Origin of the sequence: Mycobacterium montefiorense, from assembly GCF_003112775.1 — a bacterium.
GTDB classification, from domain to species: Bacteria; Actinomycetota; Actinomycetes; order Mycobacteriales; family Mycobacteriaceae; genus Mycobacterium; species Mycobacterium montefiorense.
Map to the genome: position 1 here is coordinate 117,886 of NZ_BFCH01000002.1, position 17,269 is coordinate 135,154.

At 66.7% G+C, this 17,269-nt stretch carries 16 protein-coding genes; 8 read left to right on the forward strand and 8 right to left on the reverse strand.

From position 1 onward, the window contains the following. Window positions 1-71 precede the first annotated feature (71 nt). The 5 genes from egtA to egtE all read left to right on the forward strand — a co-directional run bounded on the left by egtA (window position 72) and on the right by egtE (window position 5,524). Window positions 72-1,361: an ergothioneine biosynthesis glutamate--cysteine ligase EgtA gene (gene egtA / locus DB708_RS01580; RefSeq protein ID WP_108920199.1), complete on the forward strand. Its 1,290-nt coding sequence runs from the start codon at window positions 72-74 to the stop codon at window positions 1,359-1,361. A 65-nt stretch (window positions 1,362-1,426) separates the two neighbouring features. Continuing rightward, window positions 1,427-2,719 (forward strand): ergothioneine biosynthesis protein EgtB, encoded by a 1,293-nt coding sequence (gene egtB / locus DB708_RS01585; protein WP_409347549.1) that lies wholly within the window; start codon window positions 1,427-1,429, stop codon window positions 2,717-2,719. Continuing rightward, on the forward strand, window positions 2,719-3,420 hold the full coding sequence (gene egtC, locus DB708_RS01590) for an ergothioneine biosynthesis protein EgtC (RefSeq protein ID WP_108920201.1): 702 nt from the start codon (window positions 2,719-2,721) through the stop codon (window positions 3,418-3,420). The genes egtB and egtC overlap by 1 nt, the downstream gene beginning before the upstream one ends. Further along, complete coding sequence (gene egtD / locus DB708_RS01595; RefSeq protein WP_108920202.1) at window positions 3,417-4,382, forward strand: L-histidine N(alpha)-methyltransferase; 966 nt, start codon at window positions 3,417-3,419, stop codon at window positions 4,380-4,382. Before egtC ends, egtD begins: the two co-directional genes overlap by 4 nt. Further along, complete coding sequence (gene egtE / locus DB708_RS01600; RefSeq protein WP_108920203.1) at window positions 4,379-5,524, forward strand: ergothioneine biosynthesis PLP-dependent enzyme EgtE; 1,146 nt, start codon at window positions 4,379-4,381, stop codon at window positions 5,522-5,524. Before egtD ends, egtE begins: the two co-directional genes overlap by 4 nt. Before the next feature lie 44 nt (window positions 5,525-5,568). Here egtE and DB708_RS01605 read toward each other — a convergent pair whose 3' ends face one another. Further along, complete coding sequence (locus DB708_RS01605; protein WP_108920204.1) at window positions 5,569-7,044, reverse strand: glutamate--cysteine ligase; 1,476 nt, start codon at window positions 7,042-7,044, stop codon at window positions 5,569-5,571. A 139-nt stretch (window positions 7,045-7,183) separates the two neighbouring features. On the opposite strand from DB708_RS01605, the gene glpK reads away from it, so the two are divergent. Further along, window positions 7,184-8,734 (forward strand): glycerol kinase GlpK, encoded by a 1,551-nt coding sequence (gene glpK, locus DB708_RS01610; protein ID WP_108920530.1) that lies wholly within the window; start codon window positions 7,184-7,186, stop codon window positions 8,732-8,734. Window positions 8,735-8,784: 50 nt separating this feature from the next. Here the strand turns inward: glpK and DB708_RS01615 are convergent, their stop codons facing one another. Continuing rightward, window positions 8,785-9,513, reverse strand: coding sequence for a PadR family transcriptional regulator (locus DB708_RS01615; RefSeq protein WP_108920531.1), 729 nt, complete (start codon window positions 9,511-9,513; stop codon window positions 8,785-8,787). Window positions 9,514-9,656: 143 nt separating this feature from the next. On the opposite strand from DB708_RS01615, the gene DB708_RS01620 reads away from it, so the two are divergent. After that, window positions 9,657-10,046 carry a hypothetical protein gene (locus DB708_RS01620; protein WP_108920205.1) on the forward strand — a complete coding sequence of 130 codons (390 nt, stop codon included), beginning with the start codon at window positions 9,657-9,659 and terminating at the stop codon, window positions 10,044-10,046. A 12-nt stretch (window positions 10,047-10,058) separates the two neighbouring features. Here the strand turns inward: DB708_RS01620 and DB708_RS01625 are convergent, their stop codons facing one another. After that, window positions 10,059-11,000, reverse strand: a complete 942-nt coding sequence (locus DB708_RS01625; protein ID WP_108920206.1) for an RDD family protein — start codon at window positions 10,998-11,000, stop codon at window positions 10,059-10,061. Window positions 11,001-11,076: 76 nt separating this feature from the next. Between DB708_RS01625 and DB708_RS01630 the strand changes: the two genes are divergently transcribed. Further along, window positions 11,077-12,069: a stage II sporulation protein M gene (locus tag DB708_RS01630; RefSeq protein WP_108920207.1), complete on the forward strand. Its 993-nt coding sequence runs from the start codon at window positions 11,077-11,079 to the stop codon at window positions 12,067-12,069. 16 nt (window positions 12,070-12,085) lie between these two features. Here DB708_RS01630 and DB708_RS01635 read toward each other — a convergent pair whose 3' ends face one another. From DB708_RS01635 to DB708_RS01655, 5 genes are all read right to left on the reverse strand, one after another. After that, on the reverse strand, window positions 12,086-13,408 hold the full coding sequence (locus DB708_RS01635) for a DUF58 domain-containing protein (RefSeq protein ID WP_108920208.1): 1,323 nt from the start codon (window positions 13,406-13,408) through the stop codon (window positions 12,086-12,088). Then, window positions 13,408-14,400, reverse strand: coding sequence for an AAA family ATPase (locus DB708_RS01640; protein WP_108920209.1), 993 nt, complete (start codon window positions 14,398-14,400; stop codon window positions 13,408-13,410). Before DB708_RS01640 ends, DB708_RS01635 begins: the two co-directional genes overlap by 1 nt. Next, window positions 14,397-15,554 carry a DUF4350 domain-containing protein gene (locus tag DB708_RS01645; protein WP_201263392.1) on the reverse strand — a complete coding sequence of 386 codons (1,158 nt, stop codon included), beginning with the start codon at window positions 15,552-15,554 and terminating at the stop codon, window positions 14,397-14,399. The genes DB708_RS01640 and DB708_RS01645 overlap by 4 nt, the downstream gene beginning before the upstream one ends. Beyond that, on the reverse strand, window positions 15,536-16,189 hold the full coding sequence (locus DB708_RS01650) for a DUF4129 domain-containing protein (protein ID WP_108920210.1): 654 nt from the start codon (window positions 16,187-16,189) through the stop codon (window positions 15,536-15,538). The genes DB708_RS01645 and DB708_RS01650 overlap by 19 nt, the downstream gene beginning before the upstream one ends. Window positions 16,190-16,201: 12 nt before the next feature. Then, a partial coding sequence (locus DB708_RS01655; protein WP_108920533.1) for a hypothetical protein occupies window positions 16,202-17,269 on the reverse strand: 1,068 nt, incomplete at its 5' end.

Below are 17,269 nucleotides of genomic sequence, written 5' to 3' on the forward strand. Positions count from 1 at the left end.
GGCAGCTATCGTTCGGATAGCTGCCCAACAAGGCGCTCGGCGCGCACGGTCGGGCCCGGAGGGATCGTGATATGACGCTCGCCGCTATCACCGCCGCGGCCTCGCAGCTGGACGCCGCCCGCCCGGCCGACTCCGAGTTGACCAGTTCCGAAGAAGCCGCCCAGTACATCGCCGACGGTTGTTTGATCGATGGCCCGCTGGGCCGCGTCGGCCTGGAGCTGGAGGCCCACTGCTTCGACCCGGTAGATCCCTACCGCAGGCCGAGTTGGGACGAAATCACCGAGGTTATCGAGCAGCTACCCGCGCTGCCCGCCGGTAGCGCGGTCACCGTGGAGCCCGGAGGTGCGGTCGAACTGTCCGGTCCGCCGGAGAACGGCGTCGCCCCGGCCATCCAAGCGATGAGCAACGACCAGGGCGTACTGCGCAACGCCTTCGCCAACGCAGGTCTCGGATTGGTCTTCCTGGGCGCCGACCCGCTGCGGGCGTCCCAGCGCGTCAACCCGGGCGCGCGTTATCGCGCGATGGAGGAGTTCTTCGCCGCCAGCCACTCCGCCGAGGCGGGTGCGGCGATGATGACATCGACTGCCTCGGTCCAGGTCAACCTGGACGCTGGGCCGCAGTCCGGATGGGCGGACCGGGTGTGGCTGGCACATGCCCTGGGGCCCACGATGATTGCGATCGCGGCTAACTCCCCGATGCTGGGTGGCGAGTTCTCCGGTTGGCAGTCCACCCGGCAGTGGGTCTGGGGCCAGATGGACTCGGCGCGCTGCGGGCCCATCCTGGGGGCCAGCGGCGACGACCCGGGCACCGACTGGGCGCGTTACGCGCTCAAGGCGCCGGTGATGATGGTGCACAACCCGGAGGCCGTCGCGCTCACCCACTACGTGTCGTTCGCCGATTGGGCGGACGGCTCGGCGCTGCTGTGCGACCGCCGGCCCACCCTCGCCGATCTCGACTATCACCTGACCACGCTGTTTCCGCCTGTCCGCCCGAGACAATGGCTGGAGATCCGCTACCTCGACAGCGCACCGGATGCCTACTGGCCCGCTATCGCGTTCACCCTGGCCGCCTTGCTCGACGACCCGGCCGCTGCCGACGCCGCCGCGGCGGCGATCGAACCGGTGGCCACCGCCTGGGACAACGCCGCTCGGCTTGGTCTGAGCGACCGTCGGCTGCATGAGGCCGCTACCGCCTGCGTGGCCATCGCGGCACAGCAGGCGCCACCCGAGCTCACCGATGCGATGGAGCGGCTGATCCGCAGCGTCGACCAGCGCCGATGTCCGGGCGACGACTTCTCCGACCAGGTAATCGACCACGGCATCGCGGCCACGGTGTCGCAGTTGGCGCAAGGGGGCCTGTGACTTTCCCTGATGATTCCGACCTGCGCCCGGCTGCGCCGCGCTTGCGATCGTCATGCCGGGACCGGATTGCCGACGATCTAGATCGGGCGCGCACGCGCACGCTGCGGCTGGTTGATTTCGACGACGCGGAACTCCGTCGTCAGTACGACCCGCTGATGAGCCCGCTGGTGTGGGACCTCGCGCACATCGGTCAGCAGGAAGAGCTGTGGCTGCTGCGCGGAGGTGACCCGAATCGCCCGGGCATGCTGGACCCGTCGGTCGAGGGGCTTTACGACGCCTTCGAACACTCACGCGCCAGCCGCGTCGATTTGCCGCTGCTATCCCCGGAGCAAGCCCGATCTTATTGCCGGACAGTGCGTTCCGTTGCGCTGGACGCGCTGGACGCATTGCCTGACGACCCCGCCGGTGATCGTGCGGCCTTCGTCTACGGGATGGTGGTCAGCCACGAGAACCAGCACGACGAAACCATGCTGCAGGCATTGAACCTGCGCACCGGTGCCGCGCTGCTACGCGACCCCGGCGCCGTGCCCACCGGGCGTCCGGGGCTGGCCGGAACGTCGGTGCTGGTGCCCGGCGGCCCGTTCGTGCTGGGCGTCGACGCCGCGAGCGAACCGTTCTCGCTGGACAACGAGCGCCCCGCCCACATCGTCGACTTGCCGGCGTTCCGGATCGGCACGGTCCCGGTCACCAATGGCGAGTGGCAACAATTCATCGCCGACGGCGGCTACGGCGAGCCGCGCTGGTGGTCCGAGCGTGGCTGGGAGCATCGCTGCAGCGCAGGCCTGACCGCACCGCAATTCTGGGCCTCCGACGCGCGCACCCGCACCCGCTTCGGTTACATCGAAGACATTCCGGCCGACGAACCGGTGCAGCATGTCACCTACTTCGAGGCCCAGGCCTACGCGGCCTGGGCCGGTGCACGGCTGCCCACCGAAATCGAATGGGAGAAAGCCTGCGCCTGGGACCCGGCGACCGAAACCAGGCGCCGTTACCCCTGGGGGTCCCAGGATCCGTCGGCCGAGTACGCCAACCTGGGCGGCACCGCCCTGCGTCCGGCGCCCGTCGGCGCCTACCCGGCAGGCGCGTCGGCTTACGGCGTCGAGCAGCTGCTCGGCGACGTCTGGGAGTGGACCAGCTCGCCGCTGCGGCCGTGGCCCGGCTTCGTCCCGATGATCTACGAGCGTTACTCGCAGCCATTTTTCGATGGCGACTACCGGATCCTGCGCGGCGGATCGTGGGCCGTCGAATCGTCGATTGTGCGGCCCAGCTTCCGTAACTGGGACCACCCGATCCGTCGTCAGATCTTCTCCGGTGTCCGGTTGGCCTGGGACGTGCCTGACGCGAAGGATTCCGCCTGATGTGCCGTCACCTGGGCTGGCTGGGCGACGATGTCAGCACCTCATCTCTGATGCTGGATCCGCCCTTTGGCCTTCGCGTGCAGTCGTATGCTCCGCGCCGCCAGAAGCACGGTCTGATGAATGCCGACGGTTGGGGTGTCGGGTTTTTCGACGGCGAGGTGCTCCGGCGCTGGCGCAGCCCGGCACCGCTGTGGGGCGACGCGTCGTTCGATTCGGTCGCACCCGCGCTGCGCAGTCGCTGCGTGGTGGCCGCCGTGCGTTCGGCGACCGTCGGCATGCCGATCGAGGCCAGTGCGACAGCACCCTTCACCGACGGTCATTGGCTGCTGTCACATAACGGTGTCGTCGATCGTGCCGTGTTGCCACTGACGTCCACGGCCGAATCCGTCTGTGACAGTGCAATGTTGGCGGCCACCATTTTCGCACTCGGGCTCGACGTGCTCGGCGAGACCATCGCGCAGATCGGGGCGCTGGATCCAAATGCCCGGCTTAATGTATTGGCCGCCAATGGTTCTCGGATGCTGGCTACCGCGTGGGGCGACACCTTGTCCATCCTGCGCCGCGCCGACGGTGTGGTATTGGCGAGCGAGCCCTATGACGACGATTCCGAATGGGAGGACGTACCCGAGCATCACCTTGTCGAAGTCACCGCGCAAGGCGTAACGATGACCCCGCTGGACGAGCCGAAGGGATCTTCATGACACTGTCGCTGTCCAACCATCTCGCTGCCGATTCGGCGTACCACGCTTTGCGCCGTGATGTTCACGACGGTTTGCAGAGCACACCGAAAATGTTGCCGCCCAAGTGGTTTTACGATTCGGTGGGCAGTGAGCTGTTCGACCAGATCACCCGGTTGCCCGAGTATTACCCGACGCGGGCAGAGGCGGAGATCCTGCGCGCCCGCGCGAGCGAAATCGCGACGGCAAGCGAGGCTGACACCCTGGTCGAACTGGGCAGCGGGACGTCCGAGAAGACCCGGTTGCTGCTGGACGCGCTGCACGGTCGCGGATCACTGCGCCGATTTGTGCCCTTCGATGTCGATGCGAGTATCCTGTCGACCGCTGCGGCCGCCATTGCGCAGGAATACGCAGGCGTCGAAATCAAGGCTGTCTGCGGTGATTTCGAGGAGCACCTCGGCGAGATCCCGAGCGGCGGGCGGCGGCTGTTCGTGTTCCTGGGGTCGACGATCGGCAACCTCACACCCGGGCCGTGCGCCGAATTCCTCAAGTCCCTCTCGGAGGTCATGCGGCCCGACGACACCCTGCTGCTGGGCACCGACCTGGTCAAGGACACCGGTCGTCTGCTGCGTGCCTACGACGATGCCGCCGGGGTGACGGCCCAGTTCAATCGCAATGTGCTCGCGGTGGTCAACCGGGAACTCGACGCGGATTTCGACGTCGACGCCTACCGGCACGTGGCGCGCTGGAACGCCGACGAGGAGCGCATCGAAATGTGGCTGCGGACCGAACGGCCGCAGCGGGTCCGCATCGGTGCGCTCGACCTGACCGTCGAATTCTCGGCCGGAGAGGAATTGCTAACCGAGGTGTCGAGCAAGTTCCACCCGGGCGGCGTGAGCGCCGAATTGGCCGGAGCGGGATTGCGTCGCGTTCGGTGGTGGACTGATGCCGCAGGCGATTTCGGGTTGTCGTTAGCAGTCAAGTGAGCGATAGCGGATCGCTGGCCGATCGATGGCGGGCGGCCCGCCCACCCGCAGCGGGTCTACATCTGGACAGCGCGGCCTGCTCGCGTCAGAGTTATGCGGCCATTGACGCCGCTGCGCAGCATGCCCGCCACGAGGCCGAGTTCGGTGCGTACGTGGCGGCCGAGGCCGCAGCGCCCACGCTTGATGCCGGGCACGCGGCCTTCGCCGCGCTGACCGGGATGGTCGAAGCCGAGGTGGTGTACACCACGGGTTCGCTGAACGCCTTGGATCTGCTGCTGGGCAGCTGGCCCGCCGAACGCCGGACACTGGCCTGCCTACCGGGCGAATACGGACCCAACCTCGCCGTGATGGACGCGCACCGATTCGAGCGTCGGCTGCTGCCGGCCCTCGAGGACGGCCGGCTGGCGCTCGACGACGCGGCTTTCGCGCTGGAGGCCGACCCGCCTGATTTCGTCCACCTGACTCCGGTGGCTAGCCATAGCGGTGTGGTGCAACCGATTTCGATGCTCGCACAACTATGCCGTGAATTGGGATTGCCTCTGGTCGTCGACGCCGCCCAAGCGCTGGGCCAGGTTGACTGCGCGGTCGGCGCCGACGTCACCTATTCGTCGTCGCGCAAGTGGATCGCGGGTCCGCGCGGGGTGGGCTTCCTGGCGATTCGGCCGGACATGATCCAGCGGCTACGTCCGCGGTTGGCGGCACCGGAGTGGTCGCAATCGTTCTCGGTGGCCCAGCAGCTCGAATTCGGGGAAGCTAATGTCGCTGCGCGAGTGGGGGTTTCGGTGGCTCTCGGCGAGTATCTGGCGTTCGGGCCCGAGGCGGTGCGGGCGCGCTTGGCTGAGCTCGGCAGCATCAGCCGAACCACGCTTACCGATGTGCCGGGATGGGCGGTGGTCGAAGAGGCCGAAGAGCCAAGCGCCATCACCACTTTGGCCGCAGTCGACGGTGCCGACCCGCAGCTGGTGCGGGACTGGCTGCTTGCCGAACGGCGGATCTTAACCACCTACGCCGGGGTGCAGCGCGCGCCGCTGGAGATGACCGCGCCGAGGCTGCGCATCTCGCCGCACGCCGATACCACTGCCGAGGATCTGGAAAGCTTCGCCGAAGCGCTGATTGCCGCGACCGTCGCGACCGGCAGCTAGCCTGCGGCCTTGGGCGCCGTCAGTTGGCAGGCGGGCCGTCGCGGCTAACAGGGCCAGGTGTGTACCGGCTCGTTGGCGTGCATGTGGTCGCAGTACCGGCGCAGCATTTCGGCCAGCGCCGCGGGGCGTGTCATGCCGCCGTCCTGCAGCGCGCGGACCGTCGCCACCTGCCAGCTCGCGCCGTTGCGGCCGGTCTTGGCGCGGCCCTCGATGATGCCGAGAAAACGATCGCGCACCTCCGCGTCGACCCCCCAACGGCACAGCCCTTCATGAGCTATCGGCAGCAACGTGTCGAGCACCAACTCGGCCGCCGACACCTCACCCAGATCCGGCCAGTGCAGCCGGGCGTCCATCCCGTGGCGAGCGGCCACCAGGAAATTGCTATGCGCCGCAGCGAAACTCATCCGCGTCCACAGCGGGTTCTCTTCTTCGGACAGCGTGCGCAGCGTGCCATAGTAGAACGCGGAGTTGGCCAGCATGTCGATGACGGTGGGACCCGCCGGCAACACCCGATTTTCTAGCCGCAGGTGCGCGCGCCCGTCGACAACGTCGTACACCGGCCGGTTCCAGCGGTACACCGTGCCGTTGTGCAGCCGTAGTTCGGAGAGCTGCGGAATGCGTCCGGCGGACAGCTCGGCGACGGGATCCTCGTCGGACAGCTCGGGCAGCAGGGACGGAAAGTAGCGGATGTTCTCTTTGAACAGGTCGAGGATCGAGCTGATCCAACGTTCGCCGAACCACACCCGGGGCCGCACGCCTTGAGTTTTGAGCTCCTCGGGCCGGGTGTCGGTGGACTGCGAGAACACCTCGATGCGAGTTTCCGACCACAGCTGATGGCCGAAGAAGTAGGGCGAGTTGGCCCCCAGTGCCAGCTGGGGGCCGGCCATCACCTGCGCCGCATTCCAGTTGGGAGCGAAGTCACCCGGAGCCACCTGCAAGTGCAATTGTGTACTGGTGCAAGCAGATTCGGGGGCTATGGTCGCCGCCTCCCAGCTCAGTGGCTCGGGGCCGGAGATCTGAATCGGGATGTCCTCGCCGCGGGCGTTGAAGATGGAGTCGTTGAGCGCGGCGTACCGCGTAGACTCGCTCATCCAGCCGTCGCGCGACAGATGTTCGGGCATCAGCGTGGGCAGGATGCCGATCATCACGATACGGGTGCCGTCGGAGCCGACCTTGGTTTGCGCCTCGTTGAGGCTGGTCCGCACTTCTTCTTCCAGATCCAGGCCGGTATGTCCCGGCAGCGACCTGGGTGGCACGTTGAATTCGATGTTGTAGGCGCCCAATTCCCTCTGATAGGCCGGATCTGCGATGGCGTCCAGCACGTGCCGATTCGACATGGCGGGCTGATAGTCGGCATCGACGAGATTACATTCGATCTCCATGCCGGTCAGCGGCCGGTCGGAGTCGAAGCGTGACTGGGCGAGCATCGTCTCGAAGACGTCCAGACACAGCTGCACCTTGCGCCGGTATTCCCGCCGATGTGCGCGGTCATACGTGGTGCGTTTGACCTCGTCGCCCACATCGCCGATGCAACAGGGTTACCGCCGGTAACGCAAGAGCGACGCGACCGATAGCTCAATCGGGTACCGTCCGGTCACCGCGGAATCGGGTCGGCTAGCTGCAGACCTGGTGGGTCGATACACCATCATGGACGATGGCATGACGTGTCGCAGTTCACGACTAAGGAGACAGGTGGCCGAGTTCGTCGCAGCTATCGATCAAGGCACCACCAGCACCCGCTGCATGATCTTCGATCATGACGGCGCCGAGGTCGCTCGTCACCAGCTCGAGCACGAGCAGATCCTGCCCCAGGCCGGCTGGGTCGAGCACAATCCGATCGAAATCTGGGAACGCACCTCGTCGGTGCTGATGTCGGTATTGAACACCGCGAAAATTTCGGCGAAAGATATTGCTGCTCTGGGCATTACGAACCAGCGTGAGACCACGCTGGTATGGGATCGGCACACCGGCCGGCCCTACTACAACGCGATCGTTTGGCAGGACACCCGCACCGACCGGATCGCGTCGGCACTGGACCGCGACGGGCGTGGCGACGTCATCCGTCGCAAGGCGGGCCTGCCGCCTGCGACCTACTTCTCCGGCGGGAAGCTGCAATGGATCCTGGAGAATGTCGATGGGGTGCGCGCGGCGGCCGAACGCGGCGACGCGTTGTTCGGAACCTCGGATACCTGGGTGTTGTGGAATCTGACCGGCGGTCCGCGGGGCGGGGTGCATGTCACCGACGTGACCAATGCCAGCAGGACCATGCTGATGGACCTGGAAACGCTGGACTGGGATGACGAACTGTTGACGTTCTTCTCCATTCCGCGCTCGATGCTGCCGGCGATCGCACCGTCGTCGCCCCTGCAGCCCTACGGCGTCACCTTGAGCGACGGGCCGGTGGGTGCCGAGGTGCCGATCACCGGAATGCTGGGCGACCAGCACGCCGCGATGGTCGGACAGGTGTGTCTGTCGGCGGGGGAGGCGAAAAACACCTACGGCACCGGCAATTTCCTGCTGCTCAACACCGGCGAGACCATGGTGCGGTCCGACAACGGCCTGCTGACCACGGTCTGTTACCAATTCGGCGATGCCAAACCGGTCTACGCGCTGGAGGGGTCGATCGCGGTGACCGGGTCGGCGGTGCAGTGGCTGCGCGATCAGCTGGGCATCATCAGTGGCGCCGCACAAAGCGAGTCGCTGGCGCGCGAGGTTCCCGACAACGGCGGGGTGTATTTCGTCCCCGCGTTTTCCGGATTGTTCGCCCCCTACTGGCGATCCGATGCGCGTGGCGCGATAGTCGGGCTGTCGCGATACAACACCAACGCACATCTGGCCCGCGCGACACTGGAGGCGATCTGCTACCAGAGCCGCGATGTGGTGGACGCCATGGCAGCGGATTCCGGTGTGCGCCTTACGGTGCTGAAGGTCGACGGCGGGATCACCCAGAACGAGCTGTGCATGCAGATTCAGGCCGACGTGCTGGGCGTGGACGTGGTGCGGCCGGTGGTCGCCGAGACCACCGCGCTCGGCGCAGCCTACGCAGCCGGTCTGGCGGTCAAGTTCTGGGCCGATCCATCCGACCTGCGGGCCAACTGGCAGGAAGACAAACGGTGGAAGCCGACATGGGACGCCGCCTTGCGCGCGCAGGGATATGCGGGTTGGCGTAAGGCGGTGCAGCGCACGCTGGATTGGGTCGACGTCTCGTAGCGAAGTACCCGCCGGTGCATCGCCGGCGGGCACTTCTTAAGCAGAGACGATCAGTCCTCGCCGAGAATGCCGTAGACCTCACGTCGCGCATCGTTCAGGATCTCGATGATGCGCTGTTGCTGCTCGGCGGTGGCGGTGTGCGCGGATTGCGCGACCGCGCCGAACAGCTGGCCGATGGCCGACCGCAGGTTCATCTGACCGGGGTCGGCGCCTTCGGCGATCTCGTCCCAGGGTGGGGTCTCGACCTTCTCGGCCGCCGCACGCCCTTCCTCGGTCAGCTCGAACAGCTTCTTGCTGCCGTCGGTTTGGCTTGCGGTGATCAGGCCCTCGTCGTCCAGCAGCTGCAGCGTCGGGTAGACCGAGCCGGGGCTGGGCTTCCAGATCCCGTTGCTGCGTTCGGCGATCTGCTGGATCATCTCGTAGCCGTGCATCGGCCGCTCGACGAGCAGCGCCAGGATGGCCGCCCGCACGTCACCGCGCTTGCCGCGGTTGGGGCCGCCGCGACGGCCGCCGCCGCGGCGCCCGCCCCTGCCGAAGCCGAACCCGGGGCCGAAGCCCGGCCTAAAACCAGGGCCGAAGCCCGGGCCGAAACCGGGACCAAAGCCCTGATCGCCGGCTTGGTCGCGGACGTTTTCGAAGAATTCCCGTCGGGCCTGCCGCCTGGCGCCATGCAAGGCGCGCTGTTGCCCTGGGCCGTGCGGGTGGCCCGGGCCGAATCCGAATCCGAGGCCGGGGTGGCCACCGAATGGTCCGTCGGGGGGAGTGAATGGGTTGCTCATTGTGTAGTCCTCAATGTTCTCGGGGTAGCGCACCAGCCGTGCGCTTCGGAATATCACGATATATCGTAAACGATCGCGATGCAACGTTCTATTTCGGCGAGCGACTCGTTTGTATGCGGCGGGGTCCGGGTACGGACTGCGTGATGAACGCAGAGAACCCCAACGTGACGTTCGACGGGCACACCCAGCGAGCCACCGAAGGGCACCGCGGCAGCGGCCCGGACCAGCCGGCGTGGCCGTGGGTGAATTGGGGGCTGGCGCTGTCGACGGTGCCTGCGGCCGCGATCGTCATGCTGTTCGCGCTCGGGGCCGTGATGAGTACAGCTGGCTGCACCGACCGCAGCTGCACGACCTTGGGCCGCGGCGGGATCGACTTCGGCGTTGCGTTTTACGGCGCGCCGCTGGTGGCCTTCGTCGTGATCCTCATCTCGTTTTTCACGGCTAAACGCCGCGGCGGTGTCGCGGTGCCGTTGTTCGGGTGGGCGCTGCTGGTCGCCGACGTCGCGCTGATGGCAGCCTCTGTCGCGAGCTAACGAGGTTGATAACTAGCGCGGCGGCGAGAAGCCGTCAGTTTGCTGCTCCTGCGACGGCCCGGGCGCGGCTTGCGGTGACCCCGGCTGCGGCCACCCGGCCTGCTGGGACTGCTGTGGCATGGCCGGGGGCGGTGTGGGCCAGCCGGACGGCCCGGGGAATTGGGGTGCGGGCGTCCAGGGGCCGGGCGGTGATCCCATCGGTACCGGCGGCATGACGGGGCGCAGTCGCGCCAGCTCGCGACGATGTCGTTCGGCCAAGACGGCGGCCAATATCAGCTCCGGTGGGGCGCCCGGTGGAGGCGGTGGCGCGATCCGCGACACCACATCACCGGCGATTCGATAGGCCATCTGCATTCGCAGCTGGGGATCGAGTTGATGTGCCCGGGAGAGGAATTGGCGCGCGACTTCGGCTTGGCCGGCATCAAGGTTCGACAATTGCAGCGAGGCCGCCCACCACGCCAGCCACGGTGGCATCGCCGGCGGCGGCCCCAATCGGGGCCCGCGCTCGCTGACAACGACTGTGCCGGCGAAGATGTCGCCTATTCGTTTGGCTTTCGGCGAGAGAATGCTGCAGATGACGGCCGGGCTGCCCGCGAGCATCCAAATCTCCACCAACGACGCTAATGCGCGAAAAAGAGCCTGCCGGAAGCGTTCCGGGCCGCCGTCGTCGGACACCACTCGCAGGCCCATGACGATCTTGCCGACAGACCGTCCCCGGGTGGCCGTTTCGAAAGCTGCCGGATACCCGACCATCACCAGCACGGTGAAGATGATCAGGACGGCTCCGCTGAGCGCGCCGTCGAATTGCGTCAGCGTGGCCGCCCACAACATCACCCCGACTATGTACAACAGGAAGATCACCGTGATGTCGATCAGTGCGCTCAGGGCTCGGACCGGCAGCTGCGCGATCTGCACGTCCAGCACCACCGCATCCCCGGTGACCACCTCCGACATAACTCCGAACGGTACAGGTTCGCGAGGTGCACCCGGCTGCGCTCGGCGACCTCGAAACTGCGATTAGGCTGCGCAGGTGGACGTCGACGCATTCGTGCTGACCCATCGCGGTACCTGGGACCGGCTTGACCAGTTGATCAAGAAGCGCAGGTCGCTGACAGGCGCGGAGGTCGACGAACTGGTCGAGCTCTACCAGCGAGTGTCCACCCACCTGTCGATGTTGCGGTCCGCGTCGTCGGATTCGCTGATGATCGGTCGGCTGTCGAGCTTGATCGCCCGGGCCCGCTCCGCGGTGACCGGTGCCCATGCGCCACTGACCAGTACGTTCACCCGGTTCTGGACGGTTTCCTTCCCGGTGACCGCCTACCGTGCGTGGCGGTGGTGGTTGGGCACCGCGGTGGCTTTCTTCGCCGTCGTGGTGGTCATCGCTTTCTGGGTGGCGACCAACCCCGAGGTGCAGTCCGCGATCGGAACACCCAGTGACATCGACCAATTGGTCAATCACGATGTGGCGTCGTACTACAGCGAACACCCCGCGGCGGCGTTCGCGCTGCAGGTCTGGGTGAACAACTCCTGGGTTTCCGCCCAGTGCATCGCGTTTTCGGTGCTGCTGGGACTGCCGATTCCGTTCGTGCTGTTCCAAAACGCTGCCAACCTCGGGCTGATCGGTGGCCTGATGTTTCAGGCCGGCAAGGGCGACATCCTGCTGGGCCTGCTGCTTCCGCACGGGCTGCTGGAGCTGACGGCGGTATTCCTGTCCGGGGCAGTGGGGATGCGGCTGGGCTGGTCGGTGATATCGCCCGGCGACCGGCCCCGCGGACAAGCGCTCGCCGAACAGGGCCGGGCCGTCGTGTCGGTCGCGGTGGGTCTCGTCGGTGTGCTGCTGGTCTCCGGCTTGATCGAGGCATTGGTGACGCCATCGCAGTTGCCGACATTTGTTCGGATCGGTATCGGGTTCATCGCGGAGGCGGCGTTCTTGTCGTATGTCATCTACTTCGGGCGTCGCGCCGTGCAGGCGGGGGAGACCGGTGACATCGACGACGCTCCCGACGTGATTCCCACTGGCTGAGCAGCGATCTCGACGACTACAGCCGCCCAGTCGCTTTCATCGCCAGGTAGCGGTCGGCAAGAGCGGGCGCCAGTTCGGTGGGCGGCGCGTCGACGACTTCCACGCCGCTTTGACGCAAGCGTGTCGCGATCGCCCGGCGGTCATTGCGGGACCGCTCGGCTGCCGCGGCGTCATAGACGGCCGCCGCATCCGCACGCCCGGCGGCCATTTGATCCACCCGCGGGTCGGAGACCACGGCGACCATCAGATGATGTTTGGACGACAATTGCGGCAACACCGGCAGCAGGCCCTCGTCCAGGGCGGTGGCGTTGAGGTCGGTCAGCAACACCACCAGTGACCGACGCCGGGTTCGCCGTGCAATGGCGGCAACCATTGCACGCCAATCGGACTCGACCAGTGTCGGTTGCAGTGGGGCCATCGCATCCACAAACTGAGCGAGCAGCTCGGTGCGCGATGCTCCGAACACAGCAGCCCGGCTCACCCGGTCATGGGCAAGGAAATCGACATGGTCACCGGCCCGCGACGCGAGAGCGGCCAGCAGCAGAGCGGCGTCCATCGACCAATCCAGTCGGGGCCATCCCGCGGGGTCGGCAGCGGTCGGGTCCACGCCGACACGACCCGCCGCCATGCGTCCGGTGTCGAGCACAATCACCACCCGCCGGTCGCGTTCGGGCCGCCAGGTGCGGACCATGACATCGGCGCGACGAGCCGAAGCGCGCCAGTCGATCGAGCGCACATCGTCTCCGTCGACATACTCACGCAACGAGTCGAATTCGGTTCCCTGTCCGCGAATCAGCGTTGGCAGCAGCCCGTCGATCTCGCGCAGTTTGGCCAGCCGCGCCGGCAGGTGCTTGCGCGACAGGAAGGGCGGCAGTACTCGGACCTGACCGGGCGCCGGCTGCGAGCCCTGTCGTCCCGCCAACCCAAGCGGCCCGATCGATCGAGCTGTCACCGCCGCCGCACGCTGGTCGCCGCGGCGGACCGGCCGCAGCTGAGTTAGGACCGGGTAGCGTTGTCCAGCAGCAATTTTGACGCCATGAATGCGGGGTTCTGCGCGCGCACTGGGTGGCCAGGCGTCGCGGATCTGACCGCGGAAGCTGCGGGGGCCGTCGTTGTGAATCTCCAGATGCACGTCGACCGATTGACCCAGCCGGGCAGAGCTATCCGGTGAACGGACATAACGCAGTCTGCGGGTGCTGGCTGCCAGCGCGATATCGGCAGCGACAGCCACCGCGAGCACGCCCAGTAACACCTCGAAAACCTTTGCCGGCCAAGGAGAAAGCGCTATCGGCAGGATGCAGATCAGCGCCACCAGGCCGGTGCGTCCGGTCAGGATCACTAGCGCGGCACCGGGACCGACGCCAAAATGCCGTCGAGCACTCCGTCGGGCGTGGCGCCCTCGAGCTCGGCTTCGGGGCGAAGCATCACCCGGTGCCGCAGCGTTGGGCGGGCCATCGCCTTCACGTCGTCGGGAGTGACGTAGTTACGCCCGGACAGCCACGCCCACGAGCGTGCGGTGCCCAGCAGGGCCGTGGCGCCACGCGGTGACACGCCCAGCTGCAATGCGGGGGAGGAGCGGGCGGCCCCGACGAGGTCGACGATGTAGCCCAACACCTCGTCGGCGATCAGAACCTGTTGCACCGCTTGGCGACCGGCTGCCAGCTCGGCGGGGCCGGCCACCGCTTTGATCCCGGACAGGTCGCGGGGGTCGAAACCGTGTGCGTGCCGGCTGAGGATTGCGATCTCGGAGTCCCGCGACGGCAGAGTCACATTCAGCTTGAGCAGGAAGCGGTCGAGTTGGGCTTCCGGCAGTTGGTAGGTGCCTTCGTATTCGATGGGGTTCTGGGTGGCGGCGACGATGAAGGGGTCCGGCAGCGGCCGGGGTTCGCCATCCACGCTTACTTGGCGCTCCTCCATGGCTTCGAGCAATGCGGCCTGCGTTTTCGGAGGTGTGCGGTTGATCTCGTCTGCCAGTAGGAGATTGGTGAACACCGGACCCGGCCGGAAAGCGAACGCGGCGGTGCGCGCGTCGTACACCAGGGAGCCGGTGATGTCGCCGGGCATCAGATCGGGCGTGAACTGCACCCGCTTGAATTCTAGTTGCAAGGCCGCGGCCAGCGCCCGGATGAGAAGCGTCTTCGCCACTCCCGGAACACCTTCCAACAGCACGTGTCCGCGACACAGCAGCGCGATCACCAGGCCGCTGATCACACCTTCTTGTCCGACGACGGCCTTGGCGAGCTCGCCGCGCAACGCCAGCAGTGCATCTCGTGCTCCGTCGGCGAGCGGGGCTGGTGCGGTGTTGGCCTGCGGAGTAGGGGACTGTGTCACGAGTTGGTGACCTGCCTTTCGATTTCGTCGAGCGCGTGGGCGAGATGGAGCAAGTCGGTGTCGGTGCCCGGCGGTGGGCCGAACAGTTGATGGGAAACAAATCCGGTGTCGGTCCCGGTCCGCTGGGCGACGGTAATCACCACGGCCTGGGGCTGCGCGCCGATACCCAGGCCGAGCCTGGGCAGCAGCCGCTGCAGGGTAGCGGTGCGTAGTGCCGCCGCGGCGCGATCGCGTGCCCGGCGGGATCGGTACAGCCGGCCGCGGCCCTCCACGGTCTCCGACGCACGCACCACGACGGGCAGGTCCTCGGCCACCAGCGGGCCGGGGCGGCGGCCCTTCCACAGGGCAACCAGCAGCACGACAACCCACAGTTGCCAGACAATCCAGTTCACATTATCAGGAATGAGATCGAAAATTGATGTTGCGGAGGATGTTTGGCCCTCGATGTGGTCCGGCGCGTACCAGATGAGGCGGGGTCGGTTGCCCGCGAGGTTCATCGCCAGCGCGGCGTTGCCGGCCCGCGCCAGCGCCCCGTTGGTCATGAATTCGCTACTGCCGACCGCCGTGATGGTTCGCCCGTTGTCCCGGAAGCGGATCAGCACCCCGTCATAACAGCGGGTGATGACCCGGCTGTCCTTGACGTCGAAGGTGCCGCTTGGCCCGAATCGAACCGATCCGGCTCGGGTGGCCTCGCGCAGCGTGCAATTCGGCTCGCTGTCAAAGCCGCTGGCGCCCGAGATGCGGATACCGGGCAGTAGTGCCTCGCGAGTTCGCGCGGTCGGTTCGACCAGCAGCAAGTCACCGGGTGCCTTCGCCAGCCGCTGCAGCGTTTCGTCGTTCAGGTACTGACTTTCCGCAACCAGGATCAGCGTTTCCGGGCGGGCTGCGTTTTCGACGTCGGCGATGCTCTTGGCGACGACGACGTCGACGCCTCCGTCGCCCAGCAGCGTCGCCAGCGCGTGGGCACCGTCGGGTCCGGTAGAGCCCGCATCCATGCGGGCGCCCGGCCGCGGTGCGGTCAGGTAGGCGCTGATCCAGGCGATGACACCGAGCACAACCAGCGCGAGCAGCACCGCGCGCCACGACCGCCATCGTCCGGCGGTCGTGAGTGCGGGGCGAGACGCGATCGTGGCCATCACCGCACCTGCGCCCATGAGTCGACCTGGGTGTGATGCCCGACCGCGGATGAGCCGGCCGGCGCCCGCATCCGCAAGTGGTCGTCGAGGCCGACGATCATCTGATAGGCGGACTGGGTGCCGGGTATCTCACCGTAGGTGACATCGTTGAATGCCGTTGCCGCCTGGGATAATTCGTCAGTCAAATGAGGCAGCACCTCGCCGGTGTCGCGCGCCAGCTCGTTGGCGGTGCGGCCAGGTACCGGATTCAATACCCCGGTCTCCTCGAGCTGACGGGCGATGGCACGCAACCGGTGGCGAATCGCCGCGGTCCAATTTCCTTCCGCTGCATAGCGCTCGGCGGTTTCACGGTGTTGTGCCGCGGTGAGCTGGGCGGCCTCGAACAACTGGTAGTCGCCGCGACGCCTGCTGCGCATGGTGCGTCGAGCGATGTGGACGGCGACCACTACCGCGATAGCCAGTACGGTAAGCAGCACCGCGGTGGTCAACCAGCCGCCGGGTATCGAGGCGGTTTTCTGCAGCAACCGGTACAACATTTCGTTGATCCAATCGAGGATCTGCTGTGTGGCGGATGCCTTTGCATAGATCGGCTTGCCGAGCTCGATCTCGGCGGCCTGGTGTGCGGCATCGCGGTCGATGTCGATAGAAGGCACTGTTGTCCTTGCTCAGCCGTTGAAAGGCCGGGTCAGCCACAGGTTATCGGTGGATGCGGCCGCGTAGGGTCCGCTCGCCGCGCCGGATTGCAGCACCAGGTCGAATGCTTCGGAGCGGATTCGGCGGTCGGTGTAGAGCAGCACGATGACGCCGGCGTTGAACGGGGCCGTAATGATCTGGCCGATCGCCGAGCCGATGGAGGTGATCACGGTGCCCAGCAACAGGATTCCAGTGGATGGCATTCCGGCCAGCATCACCTGGCCGACGATGCTGAACGGTGCACCGATCGCGCCCGAGACAACTCCTGCCACGATGAACGTGAGCACTCGGATGCCTAGCACGCGCCAGAAGCCATTGCGAAGCAGCGCAAAGGATCTGGTAATCGCGTCGAGGACCGGCAGCCGCTCCAGCACGATCAGCACCGGCGCGAACAACACGACCATGTACAGATAGACCGTCAACGCGAATACGGCGAACATCAGCGGGATACCCAACAGCACTGCCGCGGCCCCGTTACCGATCGCCGCGATCAATGCGATGACCACTGCCGCCAGCCCGAACAGAACCGCCACGACGGCAGCTTCCAGCAGCGCTAGCCCGAGCAGGGGAAGCAGCCGCCCCCGGATCTTGATCCAGGTTTCGCCGATCGTGATCGGCGAGCCGAACACCGCTCGGCCGACGATTACGGTCAGCATTCCGGACAGCAACATGCTGCCCAGCCAGGTGACCAGTACGCCGACACCCATCGACCCGAACCACGCGCCGACCACGCCCCAGTTCATATCGTCTGGTCGATCGCTGGTGAGCCCGCCGAACGCGGCGACCGGCCCCACTGTCGCGATCAGCGAGATGATCTGCATGACCACGACCACGATTGCGGTCAACCCCAACGTGGCCTTCGGGTTGGTGCGGATGTAGCCGACCGCGCCGTTGAAGATGTCGCTGAGGCTCAGCGGCCGCAGGGGGATGATTCCGGGTTTGTTCGCTCCCGGAGCCAGCTGGGGCGAACCGTACTGCGAGCCGTAGCCGGGCGGGGGGCCGTAGCCGGGCGGCGGCCCGTAACCCGGCGGGGGACCGTA